Genomic DNA, 21,982 nt, shown 5'->3' on the forward strand with positions numbered 1-21,982 from the left:
CCCGCGTCATCCGCGCCGGTTGGGGCGCGGAAGCTTGGACGCCGCGTCACGGCGGAATTCGAATTCGGCGAGGAAGATCGCGCCCTTGGCCCTCGCCATGTCGGCCCATGCCGACAGCGGCTTGTCGCTCGCGAAATGGAAGTCGCGTTCGATGGAAAGGCCGAAGGGGAGCCGGACTTCGGCGATTTCGCGCAAGGAGAAATAGCCCAGTTCAGGACAGCCAAAGCCAAGGTCGGCAAGGCCGAACAACGTGTCGCCGTCCTCGGCAAGCTCGGTCGCGATCCATGTCGCCGCGCCCACCGGGTTGAACAGCTTGAGCACAGGAACGGGGTCGGGCTCGGCCCTCCCCTCGTCCTGCGCGTCCCTGTGGGCATCATGGTTGGTGCGGAGCGTGGCTGCGATCTGAGGCGTCAGAAGGTTCATGCCGCCATCTCCCCGGACTGGAAAGCTTCGCGCGGCGCACGGCCTTCATGGCGGGCGAGCAGCCAGTCGGCGGCCTTGCTGGCTTGGCTCGCCGCACGGAAGATCGCGCGATTGTCCTCGCTCAGGACTTCGAACCAAGCGCCGATGTAGTCGGCATGCCTGACCGTCGGCACGATCCCGAGCGCGGCACAGATGAAGGCGCTCCCCATTTCGGCGACGAGTTCTTCGCGGGCATAGCCTTCCGAACCGAAAGGATTGGAAAGGTCCCTGCCAAGCCGCGTGGCATGGCCCGTCGCGTGGGTCAGCTCGTGGAGCGCTGTGCGGTAGAAGTTGATCGGCGCATGGAACAACGGCTGGGGCGGCACCTGCACGAAGTCGGCAGCGGGTGCGTAGAAGGCCTTGTCTCCCCCAATGCGGAAGTCGATGCCCGAGGCGGCGATGACTTCCTCGGCGACGGGCACGATCTCGCACTCGGGCAACGGTGCGGGCTGGATGCCCACACGGTCGGGCAGGTCATCACACTGCGCCGCATTGAACAGGGTGAAGCGCTTGAGGAAGGGCACCGACTTGGGGTCGCCACCGGTCTGGGCCGCGCGAGCCTTTTCCGCCTCGGGGGTGAAGCGGTCGGCATAGACTACGCAAGTCCCCTTCTCGCCCTTGCGGACGCAGCCGCCGACGTCGCGGGCTTGGCGGAAGGTCAGCCAGTCCTGCGTTGGATAGCCGCCATCGACGACAGCGGCCCACAGGATCAGGATATTGATCCCCGAATAGGGCCGAAGCGAGCAGGCGTTGCGCGGGAGCGCGGCACAGGTGGCGCCGCTCAGCCCCCAAGGCTGGACCCACGGCAGGCGACCTTCCTTCAATTGCGCAAGGATGCGGCTGGTCACTTCGTCGTAGAGATTGGCGCGGGGTTCATCCCCGCTCGGGCCTTCCCCATCGCGAGGTTGGCGGCTGGACTGAACGTTTCGGGACGCACGCATCGGTTCCTCCTGACGCCGCTCCAAAGCCCCATGGCTCCCCCCGGAAAGCGGAGGGTGGGCGGCGACTGCGACCTGCCGGCCGCGCGCACGGAGGCGGCCCGCATCCGCGAGGACCGGAACGTCAGTGGAGGAGCCGGCGATCAGCCGGCTTGCGGGATGCCGGCGCGCGGCCAGAAGGGAGCGCCGCTCACCCGCCGCTTGCCGGGGAACGGCCACGAATACGCCGCGCCGGCGCCTCGACGCCGGCGCGTCCCTGTGCCGGAGCGAATGCTCCGGCCCCGCGCCATAGGATCGTCACCGAAGGCCGGAACGCGTCAGCGGTCCGGCGGAGCTTGGCGAGCGGCACGCGAGCCTAGCGCAGTAGAGCCTGGTCGCGCGCCAGCGCGAGGCGCCGAGCCTCACCCCTTCCGCCTCCCGGAAGGGGTAAATTGGTCATTCGGCAATCTGGCCTGCGGCGCGTGCAATCCTGGGATGTTCCAGCGCGTTCGGAAGAGATGGAGCCAAAGGCTATTCTATCTGGAACAGGCCGATCGGTGCGCCAAGTTCCTCGCGGCGGAGAAGGCCTGGCGCCACCTTGCCGGGCTCCCGACGATGATCGGCCTCGCGCGGGCCTATGCCGTGATACGCCGATAAGAACATCCCCGCCGAAGCGGGGATGAAGGGTGACGTGCCGTTTCTTCTGGAGGCGCCGCGTGCGGGGGGAGAAGCGGCGCTCACCACACAAACGGCCGGAGCGGCCGAAATATCCCGGGCCCCGAAAAAGCCTTGGCTACCACAAATCGCCAAAGTCGCGCTGGTCTGCCCAGTCGCGGACAAACCAGCCCAGCAGGGCACCGCTGGCCATCATCGCGATCATGCTCATGGCGGCGATCCTTTAGCCCTTTCCTGGCCGGGAGCCTGATCGTCATGATCCACTGCATTGGGATTGCCAGGATCCTGCCGCCCCTCCTTTTCGGCGGGGCGCGGCTCTGGCGTGTCCTTCCTGTCCAGCTTCTGCGCGCCGGGATCATGCAGAATGTTCTCGGCATCGGGCTTGAGCGGCTCGCCCTTGAAGGCGCGGCCAGCGGCAACCGCAGCGAGCTGCTTACCGGCTTGGAGGAGTGTTTGGGCCTTGGTCATGGCAACGCCTTTTTACTTGTCATGACGACTCAACCCCGGCGGCGGTCAATGTTTCCCGCGCGAGGTGACCCCCGGCGAACCGGAATTGTTTCCCATGGCGGTTGCGACCTCGACCGGCATTCTCCGTTTTCAGCAAAGGATAGCGACGCTAGGGCGATGATCCTGCGTCCTGTAAGGCCAAGAAAGCCGCATGTCCGGAGCCATGTCACTGCAGGTCTATTCAAGCCTCCAAAGTGGAAGCTAATCAGCGAGACGGCCAGGCAATCTGTGATACTTTCATGACAGGGGTCGCCAATCTCGCAAGACAGATGAATTTGCAGGGGACAACAGCCCTGCTCGCAGTCAGCTTGAAAGAGGCAGCCGAGGCGAGACTGCCCTCTGGCTGATTGCGTGTGAGCAAGTTCGCAGGTTGAGCAACGGATCGTCCCCCGGGGAGGAAAACGTGTTCAGCAGCGAAATGGGGGTGCTCACATGCTCAATACTTTTGATCTCAATACATTCATCGCCGACATGCGCGGCGCGGGAAAGTTGGCCGACCTCGAAGCCATCTTGATCGAACTGACGCAGCGGCTGGGTTTCGAACAATTTGCGCTTGGCCACCACGTCGATCTGACACGGCCACCCGAGGGTGCGGTCCGGCTGACGAACTATGCGCAGGACTGGGTCGACCAGGCGATCGAGAAGCGCTTCTTCTTCGACGACCCGGTCCACGCGGCCAGCGCACGGATCGTCCGACCGTTTCTATGGGACGAGATTCCGACAGTACTCAAGATGACCGATCCGCACCGTGAGATTCTCGATCGCGGCAGAGCCTATGGCCTGGTCGAAGGCTTCACGGTTCCTGTGCATCAACCCGGCGAATACAACGGGACCTGCACTTTCGCGAGCCGCAGCTTCGAGGGCCTCCATCCATTCACATTCCCGGTTGCACAGATGATCTCGACTTTCGCTTTCGAGTGCGCGCGGGATCTGATGCGGCTCGCCGACGGGAAGGAGCCGGAGGAAGCGCCGCACATCACCGGGCGGCAGCGCGAGAGCCTGATCCTCCTCGCGCGCGGCAAGACCGACCCGGAGATCGCCGAGGTCATGCGGATATCGCGGGGCACCGCGCACGATCATGTCGAGGCCGTGCGCCGGGCCTACGGCAACGCGCAGCGCCCTTACCTGATCCTGCGCGCGCTTTACGACGGCAACCTCACGTTCCCGGACGTACTGGGACCGAACTGGTTTCGCTGGTGAGGCAATCCCCTAGGTAGCGGATACGCCTAAGGCCATGATTTCACGGATGCACCTCCTGACTTCACCAGGAGAGTGCATCCGTGATCCAGATCATCGAAGGCGCAAGGGCGCCAGGCAGCGACCCATTGTTCGACGCGATGTTCCGCGACCGCAAACGGGTCTTCGTCGACCTGCGCGGCTGGAACGTGCCGGTCGTGGGCGGCGAGTTCGAGGTCGATCAGTTCGACGGGCCGCGCACGGTCTATTGTATCGCCACCAATGAGCGAGGCACGCATCGCGGGTCGATCCGGCTGATCCCGACCAGCGAGCCGCATATCCTGGGCGATGTCTTTCCCGAGCTCTGCGACGGCGAGGTCCCGACAGGCCCGGACATCTGGGAGCTGACGCGCGCATGCCCATCGCCGGACCTTTCCGCCACCGAGCGGCGCCAGGTTCGCAACGCGCTGATCACCGCAGTCGTCGAATACGCGCGGCATAGCCGTATCCGCAGCTACACCTGCATCGCCGATTCCGGCTGGCTGTCGCAGATCCTCTCGATGGGATGGAACTGCACGCCGCTCGGCCTGCCGCGCAAGCTCGACCGGACCAACACGGGCGCGCTGCGCATCGACATTACCACCGACACCCGGGGGCTTCTGGCAGAGGCCGGCACTTGGGTCCCATCGCGCTTCGTCCTCCTGGACGATGCCAGGCTCGCCCATTGCTGAGGCCTCGCGGGATGAACGATCTCCAGATGAAGGGCCTCCAGATGGATGCTTCGACTTTCAGCCATTCCGAGCTTCTCGCGGCCGAACTTATGACCAACGGATACTGCATCGAGCGCGAGCTCATGCGTATCAGCCAGGTGAACGCGCTTGCGCGGGACCTCGATGGCTCCTTTGCCTCGACGCCGCGGTCGCAGGGCTTATTCTACGGAAGTCGCACGAGGCGGTTTCATGGTCTGCTCGCCCGCTCGCCGCTGACCGCGGACTTCGTGCTGAAGCCAGTCATCATGGAGCTCGTCGACCAGATCCTGGGCCCGTACTGCGACCGCGTGCAACTCAACCTGACGCAGGCCATCGAGATCGAGCCGGGCAGCGAGGCCCAGGCGCCGCACCGCGACCAGGACATGTGGCCGATCCACACGCCCGGCGCCGAATATCTGATCAACGTGATGTGGCCATTCACGCCCTACACCGCAGACAATGGCGCGACGCTGGTCTGGCCGGGAAGTCACCGGCGCCAGGAGGAGATGCTGATCGGCGCGGACGAGGCCATTGCTGCCGAAATGTATCCCGGCGACGCGCTCGTCTTTCTCGGCTCGACGCTCCATGCCGGCGGCGCAAACAGGACGAGTGTCTCGCGGCGCGGCATGATCATCAGCTACAGCCTCGGCTGGCTCAAACCCTATGAGCTGCCTTGGCTCGCCTATCCGCCCGAGGTCGCGAAAGGGTTCTCGCCCGAACTCGCGGCGCTCGCCGGCTACCGCGCGCACCGGCCCAATCTTGGGACCTATGAAGGCCGCTGTCCCTCGGCATTGCTTCGGCCGGCGATGCATGAAGGGGCGGTAGACAGTCTACGTCCCGATCAGGAAGACCTGATCAGAGCCTGGCGCGAGGGACGCCTCAGCGAGGCATGAGCACACGCGATGGGACGGCGCCCGCTGCCGCGCCGATAGCCGGGGGCCGGTCCTGATGCCGGCCAGCCCCGAAACCCTTCGGCCGCGCCGGCTCGCCATCTGCCGCTGGCTGCTGCGCGTCCACCGGCTCCAGGTCTCACTCTTCGGGACAAGGCTCTCGGCGGATGCCTGCAAGGCGCTGTCACCTGGCGCCTACCAGGAGATCCTGCTCGACCTCTACGAAGCCCAGCTCGACGACCGGCAAGTCTACCAGTCGTGCCTGGCGACCCCCGGACCTCCTGCCACGGCACACCGCCAGGCCGCCCGGCTCGAGGCGCTCGGCGCCGTATCGCGTAGGCCCGATACCAGCGACAACCGGCGGCAGAACGTCGTACTGACGCAGGACATGCAGGCTGTGCTCGACCATTTCATGGACGCTGTCGAAGAGGTAACCCGCGAGTTCGCGGCCAGGTCGAAATAACGCTTCGATCGGCAAAGCGTTCTGGCCGCCATGATAGGGGGGGATTTTCGCGCTGGACGTCGCGGGAGATCGAGGATCCGGCGGCCTGACCAGCCCCTGCCCCAGCCCGTCTCGTAGGTCAGGATCGCTCATTATCCTGCATTTTCTAAATTATACATGATTGCAGGATATTGGGCAGCACAACGGTCACAACCCGGCAAATCGATTCGCCTTGATGAAAGCATTATCCTGCATATATGACATAGTCATCAAACGCAGGATAATACCATGGCCACATTCGTTCAGCCTTTCTCGGAAGAGCAGACGCGGATCCTGATCAATCTCCAGCAGCAGTACGAGGTGTGGATGGAGGCCGAACGCGCGCTCGCGGCGATGCCCTACAACCTCGTTCGCAAGGAAGTGAATGGCCATAGCTATCTCTACGAGGTCAAGGACCGGGCCAACAATGCCCGAAGCCTTGGCCCCTGGTCGGGGGAGCGGGCGGCAACCCTCGAAGCCTACAAGACCGAAAAAACGCAGTGGAAAGAGCGCCGCGATGCCAGCAAGGAGCGCCTCGATGAAACCTGCCGGCTTTACCGTTCGCTGAGGCTCCCACTCATGGCGAACTCGGCCGGCGCAATCGTGCGCGAAGCCGATCGCCGCGGCTTGCTCGGCACCAAGCTGATCGTGGTCGGCACCAACACGATGCCGGCCTATCATATCGAGGCCGCGGGACTGATCCGCGAATTGCCCGACGAAACCCAGGATTGCGACCTTGCCTGGACAGGCACCGAGCTCGACGAAGGCAGCCAACCTATCTGGGAGATGCTGAAGGCGGTCGATTCAACTTTCACGATCAATACCGAGCGCAGCTTCCAGGCACGAAATGCCCAGGCCTACGAGGTCGAAATCCTCGCGGCGCCCTCCCGCATCGGCACGATCTTCCGCACGGATCGTCCGATGCCGATTCCGCTTCCGGAACAGGAGTGGCTGCTCAATGGCCGTTCGGTCGACCACGTCGTCGTATGCCGTGACGGCCAGCCTGCACGCATCGTGGCTCCCGATCCCAGATGGTTTGCATTGCAGAAGTTATGGATGGCCGAGCAGACCAAGCGAAATGCGCTAAAACGGCCAAAAGACCGCAAGCAGGGAATCATGCTCCTCGACGCGGTCAAACAGGCAATGCCGCTCTATCCGGTCAATGACGCATTCGAAGCTGCGTTGCCGGGCGAACTGTCGCCGCTGTTTGATCGGTGGAAACTGGGCAACCTGTAAGAGGGACCCCGCCTCCTTGCGTCACCCCTTGGCGATGGACTCTTGCAGCATTGGCGCAGCGCGGTATGATTCGCATGCGGACCCAGGACATCCGGTGACGGGCCCGTAGGATCATCCTGCCGGGCATCAACACGTCCGACCATGGTGGTCGGTCGGCCGGACCTCGCCACGGCGCGGATCATGGCGACATCCCAGTCGAATGACGCTCCGGCGCGCGCCGGAGCGCGTCTACGCCGGCCCACGGGCCACACGGCGCCATGCCTCCTTTCAGTGCCGAACCCCGGTTCCATGATCGGGAAGATGCAGCGGCAGCACCCGCCGAGACGCGCACAGAGACGGACGGGGCACAGCCTCGATCCGCCGACAATGCGGCAATGCTCGAGGAAGTCTACAGGACCGAAGCGCCCGGGCTTGCCCGATACTTTCGCGCGCGCCTGCGGCAAAGCGACGATGCCGCCGATCTCGTTCAGGAAGCCTTCGCAAGGCTCGCCGGCTTCATGGCCCGAAATACGCTGCCCCGCCCCGGAGCCTATCTGCAGCGCATCGCGCGCAACCTGCTCTACGACCGGTCGAAGCGCCTCGAGGCGAGGCTCGCTCCCTTTCACCTTCCCATCGGTGAGCGCACCGAGCCTGCGGTCGATGCCGATCAGGCCCATGCGATCGAGGCTGCGGATGTGCTACGCCTCTACCGCCAGGCGCTGGCGCAACTCCCCGAGAAGACGCGGCAAGTGTTCCTCCTTCACCGGGTCGAGGAACTGACCTATCGCGAGATCGGCATGAAGCTCGAAATCTCGATACCGACGGTGCAATACCATGTCGCGCGCGCGCTCGCGCATATCGACGCCGCTCTGGAACGGGGATGACCGAGGCTTGGGACCTGCCTGCCTCGCGCGGTGGCCTGCGCGACGAAGCGGCCGACTGGTTCGCCGTCATGCGCGGCCCCGATGCGGAGGCGCGGCGCGGCGAATTCGAGGCCTGGCTCGACGCCCATGCGATCCACCGCGAGGCCTATAACCGGATAGCCGAGACCTTCAGCCTCGGAAAAGCGCTCAAAGGCACGGGCCTGGATGAACAGGTAAGCCAGCCCGCTTCGCCGGCCGGCGACGGCAAGGCCGCCCGGATGGCCTGGGCCTCGGCACTGCTGCTGATCGCGGCCGTTGCCGCAGCCATGGTCTGGGCCGTCATGCGGCAGACCCAGGCTTTCGCGCCCGCTACCCAGGTTGCGGCGATGGGCGCTCCAGAACAGCGGCTCGAGACGCAGATCGGCGAGATCAGGCAGTTCCGCCTTGCAGATGGATCGGTCGCCACGCTCGATACCGATAGTGTGCTGCTCGTCTCGCTTCGCGGCGGCAGCCGAGATCTCACCTTGATCAAGGGAAGAGCGCGCTTCTTTGTAGCGCATGAAAAGCGGCCATTCCTCGTCACCGCAGGCGGGGGAACCGTAAGAGCCGTCGGCACCGTATTCGATGTGAACCTGGGCTCAGGAGGGCGGGTGGATGTCCGGCTCCTCAAGGGTGTCGTGCTGGTCGACGTGACGGGCCGTGCCGCCCTTGGCGGACAGGTGAGACGGCTCGATCCCGGGCAGGCCCTTGCTTTCGGCGGAACGGCGGCGCCCGCCTTGTCCAGCTCGGGCAGACCCAGCGACGCCAACTGGCCGTCTGGGCTCAGGGATTTCGACGGCGTGCGGGTTGCGGACGTGATCCAGGACGCCAATCGCTACGCGACAATTCCTCTCCGCGCCGCGACCGCCGACATCGGGGAGACGCGGATTTCCGGGGCGTTCCGGATCGACGACAGTGCGGCGCTGGCCGCCAATATTGCCGATGTGCTCGGCCTTGCCGAGCTAGCGGACGGACGCGAGATCACGCTGATGCGTGAGTGCCCGCCCGAGCCCCAAAAAAATTGCAAGGCCCCCCTCATAATCCAGGATCGCGCGTCGTTGACGCCCCACCCGCGCCATTTGCGGCGCATGAGACAAGGTGGGGGCGACAATGAAAAAGGTAGGAGTTGAGGGACTATTTGCCGGCGCGGCGTGCCTCGCGATCGCGGCGGCATCAACCGCAACGGCGGCGCCGGAACAGCGGCGTGAATTTCATCTCGAAGAGCAGGACCTCGGGGCTGCGCTCCGCGCGCTCGGCCAGGCATCGGGCGGCCAGATCATCTTTCCCGCCGACGCCGTCGCGGGAAAGCGCAGCCCGCGGCTCGATGGCAGCTACACGCTCAAGGAAGCTGTCGACCTCCTCTTGCGCGGGACCGGCCTCGTTGCCCTCGACCGCAGAGGATTGATCCTTATCCGGGGGCGAGTTTCGCCGGCCGAAGTAGACACCTCGGCCGAGCATGACGAGATCGTGGTCACTGGGTCGCAGATCCATGGGGTCCCGCCCGTGGGATCGACCGCGAAAGAGATTACCCGCGCCGATCTCGACAAGTCGGGCTATGTGACGGTCCAGCAGGTCCTCCAGAAATTGCCGCAGAACTACGGCGGCGGCGTCAGCGAGACGACCTTCGGCATCAGCAATTTCAACGGCGCCACGAACGGAACCTGGGGCGGCGCGAGCGTCAATCTGCGCGGGCTCGGAGTGAGCTCGACTCTGGTGCTCGTGAATAGCCATCGGCAGCCTGCCGGGGCCTATGGCTCCTTCACCGACATCTCGTTGATTCCGACGACGGCGATCGAGAGCATCGAGGTCCTCGCCGATGGCGCGTCGGCGATTTACGGCTCGGACGCGGTCGCCGGCGTCGTCAACATCGCGCTCAGGAACAAGTTCGAAGGCGCGGAGACCCGGGCGCGCTACGGGACTGCCGACGGCGATTTCAGCGAAGTGCAGGCGAGCCAGATCTTCGGGCGCGGTTGGGCAACCGGCCATTTCGTCGTCGCCTACGAATATTATCGCCGCGGCAACATGCTGACGAGCAAACGGGCCTTCGCGAGCGAGGACCTGCGGCCTTTCGGCGGCGGCGACTACCGGTCGGGCTATGCCAATCCGGGCACGATCGTGGCGGGAGGACGGCTTTTCGCCATTCCTGCGGGGCAGGACGGCACCGCGCTCACGCCATCGGCGCTGATCGCCGGGCAGTCCAACCGGCGCGACAGCCGCGAGGGCGCCGATCTGCTGCCCAAGCAGCAGCGCCATTCCGCATACGCCTCGCTCGAGCAGGAGGTCAGCCCAAGCATCACGCTGTTCGGCAATGCGCTCTACGCAAGCCGTAAGTTCCGCCGGCTCTACAGCCAGGCGGACTCGCAGACGGCGATCACGGTGCCCACGACGAACCCGTTCTATGTCGATCCCATTGGCACGGGCCGGCCGATCAGCGTGCGCTACAGCTTCGTCGACGACTTCGGACAACCGGTGCGCGTGGGAACCGTCAAGGCGTTCACCGGCACGGCCGGCGCCCGCCTCGAGCTTGGCCGATGGCGGGCCGACCTCTCCGGGGTCTATGGGACCGAGCGCGATAGCCAGACGACGCTCAATGTCCGCAACAGCGCTCGTCTCGCCCTGGCGCTCGCCGATACCAACAGGGCGACGGCCTTCAATCCCTTCGGCGACGGATCGCACACGAACCCGGCGACGATCGACAGTGTTCGGGGCTCCTACGCTTACCGGACTCGCAATGAATACTGGTCTGCGACGGCGAAGGCCGACGGTCCGCTGTTCTCGCTGCCCGGCGGCGATGTGAAGCTCGCCTTCGGCACCGAGTACCGCGAGGAAAAGATGACCTCGACCGAGACGCTCGATACGGCATCGCTCACCCCGGTGAATTCGGTGCGAACCGACTTTCCCGGCGGTCGCAACGTCCTTGCCGGCTACGGCGAACTCTACATCCCGATCTTCTCGGAGGAGAACGAGCGAGCCGGCCTGCACAGGCTTGCGCTGTCGGTGGCAGGGCGCATCGAGCGCTACAGCGACTTCGGGACCACTACGAACCCGCGCGTCGGACTCACCTGGGAGCCGCTCGAAGGTGTTCGCCTTCGCGGGACCTTCGGCAAGAGCTTCCGCGCGCCGCTACCATCGGAGATAGCGCAAGGTCCGCTCTATAACGGCTACCTCGCCTATCAATTGCCCGACAGCAGCAGGGCGGCCGGCTTCTCCAATGTCCTGCTCGTTCTGGGCAACGATCCCAACATGGGGCCGGAGAGAGCAACGACCTGGACGGCGAGCGTCGATCTCGAGCCCAAGGCGCTTCCTGGCCTTGCCCTGACCCTGACCTGGTACAGCGTAAGCTACAAGGACCGCATCACCGACGTCACCGCCGACGCGTTCAACTTCCTCGAGAAGCGCAGCATCTATGCGCCCATCATCAATGAGCAGCCCACGGCGGCGCAGATCGCCGACCTGTTCGGACGACCCGAATTCTCCAACCCTTTCGGCCTCGCCGAGACCGACATCACTGCAATCATCAATGCGCAGCGCCAGAACCTGTCCTCGGTCAAGCAGTCGGGGCTCGATTTCGACCTGCGCTATGATTTCAAGCTGGGAAGCGGCTCAGCCCAGGCGGGTGTCGACGGCAGCTATATCTTCCATATCGACCAGGCGATCACGTCCTCTGCAGCCGCGCAGAACGTGGTCAATTCGGTGGGGAATCCTCTTGACCTGCGTCTGCGCGGGCGCCTGAGCTGGAACCGCGGCGGTTTCGGGGCCGCGGCCTTCGTCAACTACAGCGGCGGCTACCGCAACACGTTGCTGGCGAGCGAGCCCAAGATCTCGTCTTGGACCACGGTCGATCTCCAGCTCAGCTATGAATTTACGGAGAAGCGCGGCCCCTTGGGCGGCCTGTCCATCTCGCTCGGCGCGACCAACCTGTTCGACCGCGATCCGCCCTATGTCGAATACTACAACGGCGACACGGCGATCGGCTACGATCCTGAGAACGCCGATCCGCTGGGCCGCGTCATCTCGCTGCAGGTCACCAAAAGATGGTGAAACACGGTAAGGCCGGGGCCGCGATCGCCGCAGCCCTTGCTTTCGGCTCCGCCCCGGCACTCGCTGGGCCTACTGTGAGGGAGATCACCGAGCTAACCGACATATCGGGGCTCGCGATCTCTCCCGATGGCGAGTGGCTCGCCTATCGCGAAGAGCATCCCTCGATCGAAGTGAACCGGGTTCTCACCAGCTGGCACGTCGCGCGCCTTTCGGGTCGCACCCCCGCGCGCGTAGCAGACGGCGGCGAAGCGATTTTCGACGGGGAGTTCTTCTCGTCTGAGGCGCCGCTTTGGTCGAAGGACGCGCGCTGGATCTACTACCGCGCTCTCTTCGGCGGCGAGGTGCAAGTCTGGCGAGCCGCAAGAGACGGCAGCGCAGCCGAGCAGGTAACCCACGACGACGCGAACGTCCTTGCCTTCCAGCTGCGGGATGACGGCACGGTCATCTACCGCGTCGGTGCGACCCGCGCAGCGGTCGCCGACACGGAAGAGCGAGAGTATGACGATGGCATCCGCTTCGACCGGACGATCGAACCGGGGCAGGCCATCTTCCGGGGGGGCAATGATCAACGGGCGCCGCGCGACGCAGCGCCTGTCCGGTAGCTGGTTCGACCGGCGGGGACTGCTCGGGGAGAGTCCGCCCCGCTACCGCGTTGTCCCTGCCGGCTCAGCCGAGGTCCGCGATGCGCTCCCCGCAGAAATCGCAGCCTGGGCCGCTGGTGCACCGGCAGCCTATGGAGAAAAGCAGCGCATAGCGAACCGCGATGCGAGCCTCATCGCAGAGCTGACATTGACGGGGCCGAAGGCAGGCCTGTCGGTCACGTTGTCCACCGAGGGTTCTAGCCGTCCCTGCCCGCCCGAACTTTGCCGCAAAGGTCGCCCGCGCGGCGCTGCCTGGCTCGCGGACAGTCAGACTCTGCTCGTCACTGTCACCGACGCGTTCAAGGCGCAGTCGCTCTTCCGCTGGGACGTCCGGCAAAACAGGTCGAGCCTTCTCGCGCAAGGACCTGGCCTGATCGGCAGTTCGCGCAGCGTCGCTTCGACCTGCGCGATCGCGCCAACTCTCGTCGCATGCGTCGTAGCCGATCCGGACAAGCCGCCGCGCATCGATGCGATCGATCTCAAGACCAAATCACGCCGCACAGTCGCCGCGCCCAATGCCACCTTGCCGGGCATTAGGGCCAAAGCGATCGAATGGCAGACACCTGGCGGACAGAGGTTCACCGGCCAATTCATGGCCCCGACGCAGCCGGTCACTTCTCCTCCGCCCCTTTTCATCACCTACTACCAGTGCCGAGGCTATCTTCGCGGCGGGACCGGCGACGAATGGCCACTCGCTGCCCTGTCCGATGCCGGGATAGCCGTGCTGTGTATCAACGCAGTGACCCAGGAAGACCTCGGCAGAAAGCCCGATGCCGTCGCCGACTACAAGCTCGCCCTCGAAGGGATCACGAGCATAGCCAACCAGCTTGCGCGCCGCGGCGAAATCGACCGGACTCGGATCGGCATGGGCGGTCTGAGCTTCGGCGGCGAGGTAACGGCCTGGACCGCGATGCATTCGGACCTGCTCAAGGCCATATCGCTTTCATCGGTCCTGTTCGAACCAGCCTATTATTGGTTCAACGGCGCACCGGGGCGCGATGCCCATGCAAAACTTCGCGAATGGTGGGGTCTTGGCGCTCCCGCCGAGACTCCGGACCGGTGGAAGGAAGTATCGCCGGCGCTCAATACGGACCGCATCAAGGCGGCCGTTCTCATGCAATTGCCCGAGCAGGAATATCGCTACAATCTCGAGCTGATCGCAAAGCTCTCCGAGGCGCAGAAATCCACCGAAGTCTACATCTTTCCTGACGAGCCCCACGTGAAGTTTCAACCCCGACACAAGCTTGCGGTCTATGAGCGCAATCTAGCCTGGTTCAAGCGCTGGCTGCTGCCGAACGCCAAGACCGATGCAGGATTTCGTGTTCCGACAAACAAATGAACCGCGTCGTCGCGGCAAATTTCGTGCCGTCATTCAGACCGCCTTAACGCGTCGATTGCATTGACGGTCTTGCGATTGTCATTAGACACGAAACATCCAAAATGGAGCAAACCGACGTGGCCGACGCACCTTCCGACTCTGGTATTCTCGAGCTCGCGACCGAGCTCACTATTGCCTGGCTTTCCAATCCGAACACGAGAGCACCCGCGGACGAAGTACCCTCGTTCCTCCAAACCATGCACGATGCAGTAACGAAACTGGCCGCGCCAAAACAGCCGGCCGAGGAAGCCGAGCCGGCAGGCGAATATTCGCCGGCCGTGTCAGTCCGCCGCTCGCTCGCGTCGAAGGATCACATCCTCTCTTTGATCGACGGCAAGCCGTACAAGACCTTGAAGCGCCACCTTTCCGGGCATGGCCTGACCCCGGCCGAATATCGCCAGCGCTACAACCTCAAGGGTGACTATCCAATGGTCGCCGAGAACTATGCGAACATGCGCCGCACGCTGGCCAAGTCGATTGGCCTGGGCCGCAAGCCGGGCACAAAGGTTGCACCCAAGGCGCCCGCCAAGTCCGCGGCAAAGCCCGCAGGCCGGGCGAAAAAGCCTGCGGCCACGAAGGTTGCCGAGTAATTCTTGAGGGTCCGCGCGGCGCTGGCGGCGCGGACCCAAAAGAAAGCGCCCGTCCGCCGAGTTGCGGACAGGCGCTTAAAGTCAAGGTCTTCGAATCTTTCGAAACTAAGCCCTTCGGGTCGCGCAACCAAGGTAACAGGTGGCGCCCGCCAACATTGTACAAACGCGACACCCGCGTTAGTTTATATTAGCCGTTGAGCTTGTCCTTGACTGCCTTGGCCGGCGCGAACGAAAGCTTCTTCGAAGCGGCGATCTGGATCGTCGCGCCTGTGGCAGGGCTGCGGCCTTCGCGGGCGGCAGATTCTTTGACTTTGAATTTGCCGAAGCCATTGAGGGAAACTTCCTCACCCTTGGCAGCGGCATCTGCGATGGCGGTGAACACGCCGTCGACGTACTTGCGCGCATCCGTCTTAGTGAGGCCATTCGAGGCGGCGAGCGCCTCGGCGAGATCTGCATTGTTCATCGGTCATCCTCCTCTTGCGGGAGCGAACGGCTTAGTGGGACCGTTCTTGAGCGGTCTACTGCCGCCGCCCAAGTAATCCTCAGAAATCCGAACACATGCAGCGAAATATACGGACTTAGAGGTGGGTCTGCCCGACCTCGCCTTCCATCAAGGAGCTTCTAGGCCCAGGCGCGGCACCATGTTTCATAGCCGGCCAATTCGATGAGCCGGTAGTACTGCTTGTCGGTGAGAATGACCTGCGCGGCGAAATAGTGCTCGATCGCCTGCGCATCGACGAGACCTTGTGCGGCAAGATAGCCGCCGAGGAGATGATCTCTGATCGCGGTGCGATAGGCGCTGAACAGCTGGGCGAACATGCCGTCGAGCGCGCCCTTCTGCCGGCGCGCAAGAAGGGCCGAGGGCATAAAGCCTCCGAACGCCCGGCGTGAATAGGCTCGGTCGCGTCCACCGCCAATCCATTCCCAGGTCGGCATGCCCAGGCAGTGCTCCACGATAGGCCCGGACAGGAGCGGAAACTTGAGGCGCCCCTGCCGTCCCCGCGCATAGCCCTCGAGGCACGGCAGAATTCCGATCAGCGACCTCACGTGACGCGCCGTGCCCGGCCGGGTCATGTCTACATCGGCGAGCCAGGGATGCTCGATATCTTGCACATTGCGGAGCGCCCGGGCGAGGAAGTCGATTTCGGGTTCCCATCGCGGTGCCCGGTCCCGCCACCACGAACGGTAGATTGCGCGGCTGGCGACCTCGATCTGCCCGGCGCCGGTTATCGCAGCAACGTCCCGAACCGCACGCCAGGCAGCAGCGGGCGATCGCCGGCATCGCCATAGATCGACGATCGGCACCACGGAGAACGTCGCGAAGAAGACGTTGTCGCCGCCTCCACCGCTGATGAAGCTGTCGCAGCCGAGATCGGCGGCCACCGCCTCGACAAGGCTGTCCATGTGCTGCGCGAGGATATGGGGCCCCGGTTGAACCGTCCGGACCGCCGGCGGGCGGGCAACATCGATGTCTTCGACGCGCATCGCTATTTCGGCGAGGCAGGCGCCCGCGGCCTCTGCCGCGATCCGGGCGTAGAGGCGCTCGTCACCGTCCGCCGCCGAACTCACCAGGGTCACGGCCTCGAAATCGGTGCCAGCCTCCGCGAGGCAATGCGCGAGGACCGAGGAGTCGAAACCGCCGGAGAGTTCGAGCAACGGATGCGACCCGCGAGCGGTCTGGGCGACACAGTCCATGATGACGCGCCGCAGCGCCTCGGGCTCGCCGCGTGCTACTTGCCCGCTGCGCTGAGGCGTGAACGACCAGGGATTCCACCAGGTCGTGGTCCGCTGTCCTTGCAGCGAGCAGGTGTCGAAGGTCCCCGGCAGGATTTGTGCGATCCCCGAAAGACAGGAGCGCCTGCGCGGAAAAGTCGACCTCGTCAGAAAGGCGCCGAGTTCCTCGACGTCGATCGCGGGTTTCTCCTCAGCAAGCGCCAGTCCGATATCGAGCGACGAGGCGTACAGTCGCTCGTTCGAAGCAGGCTCAAACACGAAGACGCGGGCCGTACCGAAAAGCGCCGGCGCTATTTCGACCTGCGGCTCGGGCCAGGTGCGAAGCGCTATGGAACAAAAGTCTCCCCAAAGACCGCCGAGCAGCGAGGCGATGCCGGATAGTCTCGTCGGGACAGCATCCTTTCGCTCGAAGGCATCGCCGAAGAAGAAGGCTTCGCCCTCACCGCAGGCTCTGCGCGCGTAGCTGCATCCGGGCTCCACCAGGAGAACGCAGACAGCATTGCGGGCGATTTCCACCATGCCCAGACCGCGGGCGCGAGCGAGCGCCCGATCGAGGCCGCCGGCATCTTCTTCCGAGGGCCCGGTCGATGCGAGCAATGCGAAGCCGCTCACGGCGCGGCGTCTCGAACGAAGCGGATCGGCGTGAACTGGCGGACGGTTTCGAGATCGTCGTTGAGAACGGCTCCGCCGTCTTCGACCCAGCAATGCGCCGCGAATGGTCCCAGCTTCACGCCGACGACGAGGACATAGGGTGCGCCCACGCCTGCGAGCCCGCGGACCAGGGCAAGGGATGCCGGCAGGCATGTGCCATTGAAGGGAAGGAGCGATCTGGCCCAGCGGTGGGCATCGATGACCGCTTCTGCCTGCGCCCGGCGAACAGCACTGCCTGATTTTGCTCGGAGGGTGGCCCAGCGCAAAGACCGCGCGAAGCCGCCGAACTTCACGATGACCAGGGCGGCGAGATAGAGACAGGTAGCTCGCCACCTCTCTTTCGCAAGGACCAGCGCCCCGTGTTTCGAGCTGCTGGAATAGTCGCGTGTCGGCAGCTCGAACTGGTGCCGGTCGACATAGACGGCCCCCGCGAAGCGATCGCCGGTGAGCGCGGTCCCGGGGACATGCGGGCGCGGGTTCTCTTCCTTGCCGGCCAGGTTCGCGAGGATCTGCTCGCCGCGTCGCGGGCCAAGCGCAAAATAACGGTCCGTCTCTATGTCGAGGACGATGACGGTCTCGCCCAGAATACAAAAGGAAAGTGTCGGGGATGCGGTGTAGTGCGGCGCACCAAGGACGGGGTCGGGCTGGGACATGGCGCGTGAGGCAAGCGCGGGCACGCCCGCGCCTGCCCCCTACCGATCAGTCGTTGCTGATGCCGATGACGCGCTTGGCGATGCCTTCGCCCTGGCCCTGCTCGAGACCCTTGGTCTCTTCGCTGGCGACGCCCAGCTCGACGACGTCGAGATCGGTCAGTTCGTGTTCGCGGTCCATGAGTACCTCCATCTTTCGGCCGAACCATTCAGCCGCGCCAAGTGTAAGTCCGACGCAATTTCATCTCTCAGCAGATAAGGTCTCACCGCGGCGACTAACGTGGCGGCAAACAGCCTGCATCCTGATCGGCCGCGTACGAGGCACCTGCGTGAACCAAGGGAAGTCAAAGACTTGGGGCGCGCCCGAGCGGCAGGTGGAGCGCCGCCACCAGCTCCGAAATTCTCCGCAGCCGCCGGCGATGATAGGCCCAAAGCGCGCGCAGGAGGTCCTGACCTGAACCTTGCTCGGTCAGAGCCTGAACTTCGGCCAGCTCATCCTCGATACCAGGCATCACCCAGCTTTCGCGGAGTCGCGCGCCGTGGAGGCGCTCGCCTGCCGAGCGAATCGCGGCCAGGATTTCGCCATTGGCGGAACGGATCGCAATCCGCTCGAAGAGGCCGCGTGTCATCGCCGCCGTGTCGGTGAACACGGTTGGGCCCATGATCAAAGGCCTGCGGTCGAGAGGGATCTGGTCGCCCGTGCTGACCGCGTTACGCACAAGCTGCCCGTGCCAGAAATAGAGCTCGCGAAGCGAACCTTCGGTCACCTCGGGTATCCTAAAGCCGCCGCCGGCATTGAGCCCGAGCATACGCTCGCCGACCAGGCGATGCGCGGCCGCGCGCACGGGCGTGATGCTGACACCGAAATCGGCGGCAATTCGCCTCTCGACGAGTACTTCGCTGGGCGCGAAGACGCCGCTCATCACCTCGCGCTTGAGGGATGCGTAAATCCGTTCCGAAGTTACGGGATCGGCGGCCATAGCTTGGCGACCGTCAGTCCTTCGGATCCATAAGCGGGATCGCCCGCAGCGCTTGACGAGACTGCGCGGCGGACTGGTGTTCGTAAAGAATGCTGAGGCAGGCGCGCTCGGCGTCCCACAGGTCGTCCAGCATCAGAAGCTCTCGCGGTACGGGCATATTGTGCTCCACGAACAGGAGAGGCACGAAGATATGCGCGGTCGACATGCCGAGCGCGTGGGCGCAGCGGATGTGGTCCTCGAGGGCCGAACTCGCGATGCCCGCCTCGATCTCGCGCAGCCAGCGCGAGGATCGGCCGACGGCAGCGGCAAGCATTGCTTGAGATATCCGGTCCCTCCGGCGGCGCGTCTCAATGCGCTTCCCAGAGTTTTGCTTGATAAGTGAAATTACGGAAGCGCCATCACTACTCGGCAGTATTTGAGGCAACATGCAGGTCCCCCTGACGATGGCTCAAAGCTCCCAGAAAGCATTTACCCGACGCGTGAAAGTTGATGCAAAAGACATCGACCGTCAAATACAATTAGTCTCGCGTGCGAGAGTATTTTTCCCGAGCGCGCATAGGATCAAGATGCGACGTGCTCCGGGCGGCCTTCTTGATCGTCCTGGCGCAGCTTGTTGTAGGCCCGAAGCAATTGGGTGTCACCAGCTTCACGCATCAAGGAAAGCCCGGCCAGAAAGATGCGCCAGGTCTGCGGCTGCGCGGGGACAACATCGAGTTCGGCCACCTGCGCCGCGAGCTGAGCCGTGAAAACGGCAAGGCTGGGGGAGGTGCCGACGAAACGTATCTCGCCGCCGGCGAAACCAGCGAGCTCACGTGAAGCGAGCTCCGCGGCGAGTTCATCGAGCGATACGGCTTCGAGCATTGTGACCGCGGTCCGAAGCGTCATCCCGTAGGGCAACAGATCGGCGGCCAGGCGGCACAGCCGGCCATGGCACTCGATGAAGAGGATGATCCCGGCCCGAGAAAGCTTCAGCTTGTAAGCCCGTGACGGTCGCGTCGCCATTTGGGTCTCCGATCCTGAGTGTCTGCAAAGCGCCCGATTCGCGAAGCTGATCGCTGCGGGCGCTCAAGGCGGCGCGAAACCGCCTCGCAAAAACGGAAATAGAGTGCCGCTTCGAGGAACGCCGCTTCCACTAGCTGGAAGCCCGTTACCCTCGTTCGGCACCCGGTTGCCCTGCGTCTTGCGGGGCTGGGGTTCGCGCCGTCATGCCCTGGTTCACACCAGAATGCGGTGACGGCGAGCTTACCCGAACGACCAAAGCTCCCCCGCCTGAACCGATCCTCATCGACCGGCGCCCGCGCGCCGCAATGGAGAACCGTGCCATGCCTAGCGGCATCCGCAGATCCATGGGCCCTGTCGTCTCGATGGCCCTTCTTATGCCGCCAGTCGCCGCCTCGGCGCAAGAAGGCGCGGCAACTGGCCAAGCCAAAGGTCAGATCGTGACCGAGGCCGCCGGCAGCTTCGTCATTCGCAGCGCTGGCGAAGCGCCGCCGCTACCGCCCGCGGCGTTTCGGCTGGGCAGGACGATCCGGATCGACGCGGCCCTCATCGTGCGGACGCAAGCCGTCCGCAGCCGGGCCGCGCGCGCAAACCCCAGGGCCACCACGGGAGGCATTCATGAAACACGCTAGATATTGGCTCCCGGCAATTCTGGCCGCAGCCGCGTTGTCCGCCCAGGCTCAGAGCCAAATAGCGACGCCGGCAGCCGCCTCCGATCGGATACCCTGAGCGCAGCGGGCGAAGACGCCCAGCGCCAGCTGCAACAGAGCTTCGCGAACCTCAAGTTCGAGCACTTTGCCGCCTCCCCGGTCAAAGGCCCGATCTACCAGGCTATGGCCGGCGGCCGCCTGCTCTACTACGCGCCGGAAAGCGAACACCTGATTTTCGCGGCGGTCTACGACCGGGGCGGCATCAACCTCACCGCGCTCGCCGAAGAGCAAGCGGCTCGCCGCAAGGTCGCGAAGGTCGATACGAGCAAGGCGCTCGCCATCGGGCCCGCGGACGCGCCGACGGTGATCGAGTTCACCGATCCCGAATGTCCCTATTGCCGCGCGCTAGACCGCTTCTGGTCGGCGAAGGCGGCCGAGGGCAAGCCGGTCCGGCGGCTCATTCTGTTCGTAACCGGCATTCACGCCCGGGCCGCGGCCAAGGCCGAGCATATTCTCTGTTCGAGCGACAGGGAGGCTGCCTTCAAGGCGGTCTACGAAGGCGCGGCGCCCGAGAAGCTCCTCACCTGCCCCGAAGGCCGCGCCAGCCTGGAGGCTCACACCAAAGTCGTCGCGGAAACCCAGATCGGCGGGACACCGACGCTCATCGCCGGCGGCCAGGTCATCTCGGGTTTTCGCCAGGGCGAGCTCGAGGCGTTCCTCGGCGCCGCAGGTCCCAAAGCCGCTGCAAAGGCGCTCACCAGTGCTCCGCGCTGACCGCGCCCTCCCCCTCCCTCCGCCATGCAGCGGCGAGCCCGTTGGCCTCGCCGGGCCTGCAGCCGGCCGGCGGCACGCCATGCCCGATGGCCGCGGCTCACTGGAGCCGTCCGACACGGCCATCGTCCGACAGGCCTTCGTGCCTGAGCGGCAGGCATCGCCAACGGACGGCTCCGATTTCCGGAGTACCCCTATGATCAAAGCACTCAGGCGAGCCACGTTTCGAGGCGCCGACTATTCGCTGATGGCTCTGGCCGCTCTCATGGTGACGATGGGCGCAGCCAATGCCTTCACCGCGCCTGCGGCCGGCGACCTTGGCTACGACATCTACGACATCGTCGTGAACCAGGGCGTCAAGGGGCCGTTGGGCTTCGTCGGCGGCGTAGCCGCATTCCTGTTCGGCGTCAGCCGGCTGTTCTCGAACATCATGATCGGCATTCCGACGATCGTGGCGGCGGTCTGCCTGATCAAGGCGGACTCGATCCTCCAGACCTTCGGAATGCTGATCTGATCGACTGGCGAAGCGCGGGCTCAGCGCATGGAGCCCGTGCCCGCCTCACCTGCCAGCTGGCGCCAATCGGTTCGCGGTTGTCGGCTGCTGGATCTGACCTCCCCCCTTCGGTGAGGTCTTGAAGCAGAAGGAGAAGGGCATTGGACGAGCGTCTGCCTCAGTACCTCCACCGGCCGGTTCAGATCCTGTGGTTCGGATCGGACGAGTTCGTGCTGGTCATGTCGAGCGTGTTCGTTGCCGCGATCGTCGGCGGACTCATCGGCTGGATGCTCATCGCCGCCCTTCTCCTTTTCCTGCCCTGGAAACGCTCGAAGCCGCGCGGGTTCCTGCCGCACCTCGCCTGGCGCTGGGGCCTGCTCAGCTTCCGCAATTATCCGGGTCCGACCCAGACCCGCTTCTTCGAGTGAGG

At 64.6% G+C, this 21,982-nt stretch carries 25 protein-coding genes; 15 read left to right on the forward strand and 10 right to left on the reverse strand.

The genetic code is table 11. The features are described 5' to 3' along the window. Positions 1-6: 6 nt before the first annotated feature. The 3 genes from KRR38_RS08450 to KRR38_RS08460 form a co-directional block, all read right to left on the reverse strand. The gene (locus KRR38_RS08450) at positions 7-423 is read right to left on the reverse strand and encodes a DUF2958 domain-containing protein (protein ID WP_217400504.1); all 417 of its coding nucleotides are present in this window, start codon (positions 421-423) and stop codon (positions 7-9) included. Next, positions 420-1,403 (reverse strand): ArdC family protein, encoded by a 984-nt coding sequence (locus tag KRR38_RS08455; RefSeq protein ID WP_217400506.1) that lies wholly within the window; start codon positions 1,401-1,403, stop codon positions 420-422. The genes KRR38_RS08450 and KRR38_RS08455 overlap by 4 nt, the downstream gene beginning before the upstream one ends. Positions 1,404-2,261: 858 nt before the next feature. After that, complete coding sequence (locus KRR38_RS08460; RefSeq protein ID WP_217400508.1) at positions 2,262-2,522, reverse strand: hypothetical protein; 261 nt, start codon at positions 2,520-2,522, stop codon at positions 2,262-2,264. Between the two features lie 471 nt (positions 2,523-2,993). Between KRR38_RS08460 and KRR38_RS08465 the strand changes: the two genes are divergently transcribed. The 11 genes from KRR38_RS08465 to KRR38_RS08515 all read left to right on the forward strand — a co-directional run bounded on the left by KRR38_RS08465 (position 2,994) and on the right by KRR38_RS08515 (position 14,624). Further along, positions 2,994-3,761: an autoinducer binding domain-containing protein gene (locus tag KRR38_RS08465; RefSeq protein WP_217400516.1), complete on the forward strand. Its 768-nt coding sequence runs from the start codon at positions 2,994-2,996 to the stop codon at positions 3,759-3,761. Between the two features lie 80 nt (positions 3,762-3,841). Continuing rightward, positions 3,842-4,468, forward strand: a complete 627-nt coding sequence (locus KRR38_RS08470; protein ID WP_217400518.1) for an acyl-homoserine-lactone synthase — start codon at positions 3,842-3,844, stop codon at positions 4,466-4,468. Between the two features lie 11 nt (positions 4,469-4,479). Beyond that, entirely contained in the window at positions 4,480-5,379 is a 900-nt protein-coding gene (locus KRR38_RS08475) for a phytanoyl-CoA dioxygenase family protein (protein ID WP_254514696.1), read from the forward strand. Positions 5,380-5,434: 55 nt separating this feature from the next. Beyond that, positions 5,435-5,839, forward strand: coding sequence for a hypothetical protein (locus KRR38_RS08480; protein WP_217400520.1), 405 nt, complete (start codon positions 5,435-5,437; stop codon positions 5,837-5,839). A 267-nt stretch (positions 5,840-6,106) separates the two neighbouring features. Further along, positions 6,107-7,093, forward strand: a complete 987-nt coding sequence (locus KRR38_RS08485) for a GSU2403 family nucleotidyltransferase fold protein (RefSeq protein ID WP_217400522.1) — start codon at positions 6,107-6,109, stop codon at positions 7,091-7,093. A 257-nt stretch (positions 7,094-7,350) separates the two neighbouring features. Beyond that, on the forward strand, positions 7,351-7,956 hold the full coding sequence (locus KRR38_RS08490) for an RNA polymerase sigma factor (RefSeq protein WP_254514697.1): 606 nt from the start codon (positions 7,351-7,353) through the stop codon (positions 7,954-7,956). Then, positions 7,953-9,104, forward strand: coding sequence for a FecR domain-containing protein (locus tag KRR38_RS08495; protein WP_217400524.1), 1,152 nt, complete (start codon positions 7,953-7,955; stop codon positions 9,102-9,104). The genes KRR38_RS08490 and KRR38_RS08495 overlap by 4 nt, the downstream gene beginning before the upstream one ends. Next, positions 9,085-12,015, forward strand: a complete 2,931-nt coding sequence (locus tag KRR38_RS08500; protein WP_217400526.1) for a TonB-dependent receptor — start codon at positions 9,085-9,087, stop codon at positions 12,013-12,015. The genes KRR38_RS08495 and KRR38_RS08500 overlap by 20 nt, the downstream gene beginning before the upstream one ends. After that, complete coding sequence (locus KRR38_RS08505) at positions 12,009-12,617, forward strand: hypothetical protein (protein WP_217400528.1); 609 nt, start codon at positions 12,009-12,011, stop codon at positions 12,615-12,617. The genes KRR38_RS08500 and KRR38_RS08505 overlap by 7 nt, the downstream gene beginning before the upstream one ends. Next, complete coding sequence (locus KRR38_RS08510) at positions 12,577-13,995, forward strand: Atxe2 family lasso peptide isopeptidase (protein ID WP_217400535.1); 1,419 nt, start codon at positions 12,577-12,579, stop codon at positions 13,993-13,995. Before KRR38_RS08505 ends, KRR38_RS08510 begins: the two co-directional genes overlap by 41 nt. Positions 13,996-14,096: 101 nt before the next feature. After that, a complete protein-coding gene (locus KRR38_RS08515; protein WP_217400537.1) occupies positions 14,097-14,624 on the forward strand; it encodes a MucR family transcriptional regulator in 528 nt (175 codons plus the stop codon). A 187-nt stretch (positions 14,625-14,811) separates the two neighbouring features. Here the strand turns inward: KRR38_RS08515 and KRR38_RS08520 are convergent, their stop codons facing one another. The 7 genes from KRR38_RS08520 to KRR38_RS08550 all read right to left on the reverse strand — a co-directional run bounded on the left by KRR38_RS08520 (position 14,812) and on the right by KRR38_RS08550 (position 19,641). Continuing rightward, positions 14,812-15,087, reverse strand: coding sequence for an HU family DNA-binding protein (locus KRR38_RS08520; RefSeq protein WP_217400539.1), 276 nt, complete (start codon positions 15,085-15,087; stop codon positions 14,812-14,814). Between the two features lie 158 nt (positions 15,088-15,245). After that, positions 15,246-16,970: an asparagine synthase-related protein gene (locus tag KRR38_RS35890; protein WP_217400541.1), complete on the reverse strand. Its 1,725-nt coding sequence runs from the start codon at positions 16,968-16,970 to the stop codon at positions 15,246-15,248. Beyond that, positions 16,967-17,686 (reverse strand): lasso peptide biosynthesis B2 protein, encoded by a 720-nt coding sequence (locus KRR38_RS08530; protein WP_217400543.1) that lies wholly within the window; start codon positions 17,684-17,686, stop codon positions 16,967-16,969. The genes KRR38_RS35890 and KRR38_RS08530 overlap by 4 nt, the downstream gene beginning before the upstream one ends. Positions 17,687-17,708: 22 nt before the next feature. Next, the gene (locus KRR38_RS08535; RefSeq protein WP_217400546.1) at positions 17,709-17,840 is read right to left on the reverse strand and encodes a benenodin family lasso peptide; all 132 of its coding nucleotides are present in this window, start codon (positions 17,838-17,840) and stop codon (positions 17,709-17,711) included. Between the two features lie 163 nt (positions 17,841-18,003). Beyond that, the gene (locus tag KRR38_RS08540; RefSeq protein WP_217400548.1) at positions 18,004-18,639 is read right to left on the reverse strand and encodes a GntR family transcriptional regulator; all 636 of its coding nucleotides are present in this window, start codon (positions 18,637-18,639) and stop codon (positions 18,004-18,006) included. 13 nt (positions 18,640-18,652) lie between these two features. Continuing rightward, entirely contained in the window at positions 18,653-18,952 is a 300-nt protein-coding gene (locus tag KRR38_RS08545) for a hypothetical protein (protein ID WP_254514698.1), read from the reverse strand. A gap of 248 nt (positions 18,953-19,200) precedes the next feature. After that, positions 19,201-19,641 carry a hypothetical protein gene (locus KRR38_RS08550; RefSeq protein WP_217400552.1) on the reverse strand — a complete coding sequence of 147 codons (441 nt, stop codon included), beginning with the start codon at positions 19,639-19,641 and terminating at the stop codon, positions 19,201-19,203. Between the two features lie 320 nt (positions 19,642-19,961). On the opposite strand from KRR38_RS08550, the gene KRR38_RS08555 reads away from it, so the two are divergent. The 4 genes from KRR38_RS08555 to KRR38_RS08570 all read left to right on the forward strand — a co-directional run bounded on the left by KRR38_RS08555 (position 19,962) and on the right by KRR38_RS08570 (position 21,980). Continuing rightward, positions 19,962-20,270 carry a hypothetical protein gene (locus tag KRR38_RS08555; protein ID WP_217400554.1) on the forward strand — a complete coding sequence of 103 codons (309 nt, stop codon included), beginning with the start codon at positions 19,962-19,964 and terminating at the stop codon, positions 20,268-20,270. Between the two features lie 3 nt (positions 20,271-20,273). Continuing rightward, complete coding sequence (locus KRR38_RS08560) at positions 20,274-21,062, forward strand: DsbC family protein (RefSeq protein WP_217400556.1); 789 nt, start codon at positions 20,274-20,276, stop codon at positions 21,060-21,062. Positions 21,063-21,255: 193 nt separating this feature from the next. Continuing rightward, on the forward strand, positions 21,256-21,573 hold the full coding sequence (locus KRR38_RS08565; protein ID WP_217400558.1) for a hypothetical protein: 318 nt from the start codon (positions 21,256-21,258) through the stop codon (positions 21,571-21,573). A 140-nt stretch (positions 21,574-21,713) separates the two neighbouring features. Beyond that, positions 21,714-21,980 carry a type IV conjugative transfer system protein TraL gene (locus tag KRR38_RS08570; RefSeq protein ID WP_217400559.1) on the forward strand — a complete coding sequence of 89 codons (267 nt, stop codon included), beginning with the start codon at positions 21,714-21,716 and terminating at the stop codon, positions 21,978-21,980. The last annotated feature ends 2 nt before the right edge of the window (positions 21,981-21,982 follow it).

This window comes from Novosphingobium sp. G106, from assembly GCF_019075875.1.
GTDB lineage: Bacteria > Pseudomonadota > Alphaproteobacteria > Sphingomonadales > Sphingomonadaceae > Novosphingobium.

What these genes read in the sequence shown, in the direction of transcription:
- KRR38_RS08455 (WP_217400506.1), bottom strand. Translation starts at nt 1,403, where the DNA reads ATGCGTGCGTCCCGAAACGTTCAGTCCAGCCGCCAACCTCGCGATGGG.
- KRR38_RS08550 (WP_217400552.1), bottom strand. Translation starts at nt 19,641, where the DNA reads ATGGCGACGCGACCGTCACGGGCTTACAAGCTGAAGCTTTCTCGGGCC.
- KRR38_RS08490 (WP_254514697.1), top strand. Translation starts at nt 7,351, where the DNA reads ATGCCTCCTTTCAGTGCCGAACCCCGGTTCCATGATCGGGAAGATGCA.
- KRR38_RS08480 (WP_217400520.1), top strand. Translation starts at nt 5,435, where the DNA reads ATGCCGGCCAGCCCCGAAACCCTTCGGCCGCGCCGGCTCGCCATCTGC.
- KRR38_RS08500 (WP_217400526.1), top strand. Translation starts at nt 9,085, where the DNA reads ATGAAAAAGGTAGGAGTTGAGGGACTATTTGCCGGCGCGGCGTGCCTC.
- KRR38_RS08545 (WP_254514698.1), bottom strand. Translation starts at nt 18,952, where the DNA reads ATGCTTGCCGCTGCCGTCGGCCGATCCTCGCGCTGGCTGCGCGAGATC.
- KRR38_RS08465 (WP_217400516.1), top strand. Translation starts at nt 2,994, where the DNA reads ATGCTCAATACTTTTGATCTCAATACATTCATCGCCGACATGCGCGGC.
- KRR38_RS08475 (WP_254514696.1), top strand. Translation starts at nt 4,480, where the DNA reads ATGAACGATCTCCAGATGAAGGGCCTCCAGATGGATGCTTCGACTTTC.
- KRR38_RS08555 (WP_217400554.1), top strand. Translation starts at nt 19,962, where the DNA reads ATGCCTAGCGGCATCCGCAGATCCATGGGCCCTGTCGTCTCGATGGCC.
- KRR38_RS08535 (WP_217400546.1), bottom strand. Translation starts at nt 17,840, where the DNA reads ATGGACCGCGAACACGAACTGACCGATCTCGACGTCGTCGAGCTGGGC.
- KRR38_RS08460 (WP_217400508.1), bottom strand. Translation starts at nt 2,522, where the DNA reads ATGACCAAGGCCCAAACACTCCTCCAAGCCGGTAAGCAGCTCGCTGCG.
- KRR38_RS08520 (WP_217400539.1), bottom strand. Translation starts at nt 15,087, where the DNA reads ATGAACAATGCAGATCTCGCCGAGGCGCTCGCCGCCTCGAATGGCCTC.
- KRR38_RS08495 (WP_217400524.1), top strand. Translation starts at nt 7,953, where the DNA reads ATGACCGAGGCTTGGGACCTGCCTGCCTCGCGCGGTGGCCTGCGCGAC.
- KRR38_RS08485 (WP_217400522.1), top strand. Translation starts at nt 6,107, where the DNA reads ATGGCCACATTCGTTCAGCCTTTCTCGGAAGAGCAGACGCGGATCCTG.
- KRR38_RS08510 (WP_217400535.1), top strand. Translation starts at nt 12,577, where the DNA reads ATGATCAACGGGCGCCGCGCGACGCAGCGCCTGTCCGGTAGCTGGTTC.
- KRR38_RS08565 (WP_217400558.1), top strand. Translation starts at nt 21,256, where the DNA reads ATGATCAAAGCACTCAGGCGAGCCACGTTTCGAGGCGCCGACTATTCG.
- KRR38_RS08515 (WP_217400537.1), top strand. Translation starts at nt 14,097, where the DNA reads ATGGAGCAAACCGACGTGGCCGACGCACCTTCCGACTCTGGTATTCTC.
- KRR38_RS08505 (WP_217400528.1), top strand. Translation starts at nt 12,009, where the DNA reads ATGGTGAAACACGGTAAGGCCGGGGCCGCGATCGCCGCAGCCCTTGCT.
- KRR38_RS08540 (WP_217400548.1), bottom strand. Translation starts at nt 18,639, where the DNA reads ATGGCCGCCGATCCCGTAACTTCGGAACGGATTTACGCATCCCTCAAG.
- KRR38_RS08450 (WP_217400504.1), bottom strand. Translation starts at nt 423, where the DNA reads ATGAACCTTCTGACGCCTCAGATCGCAGCCACGCTCCGCACCAACCAT.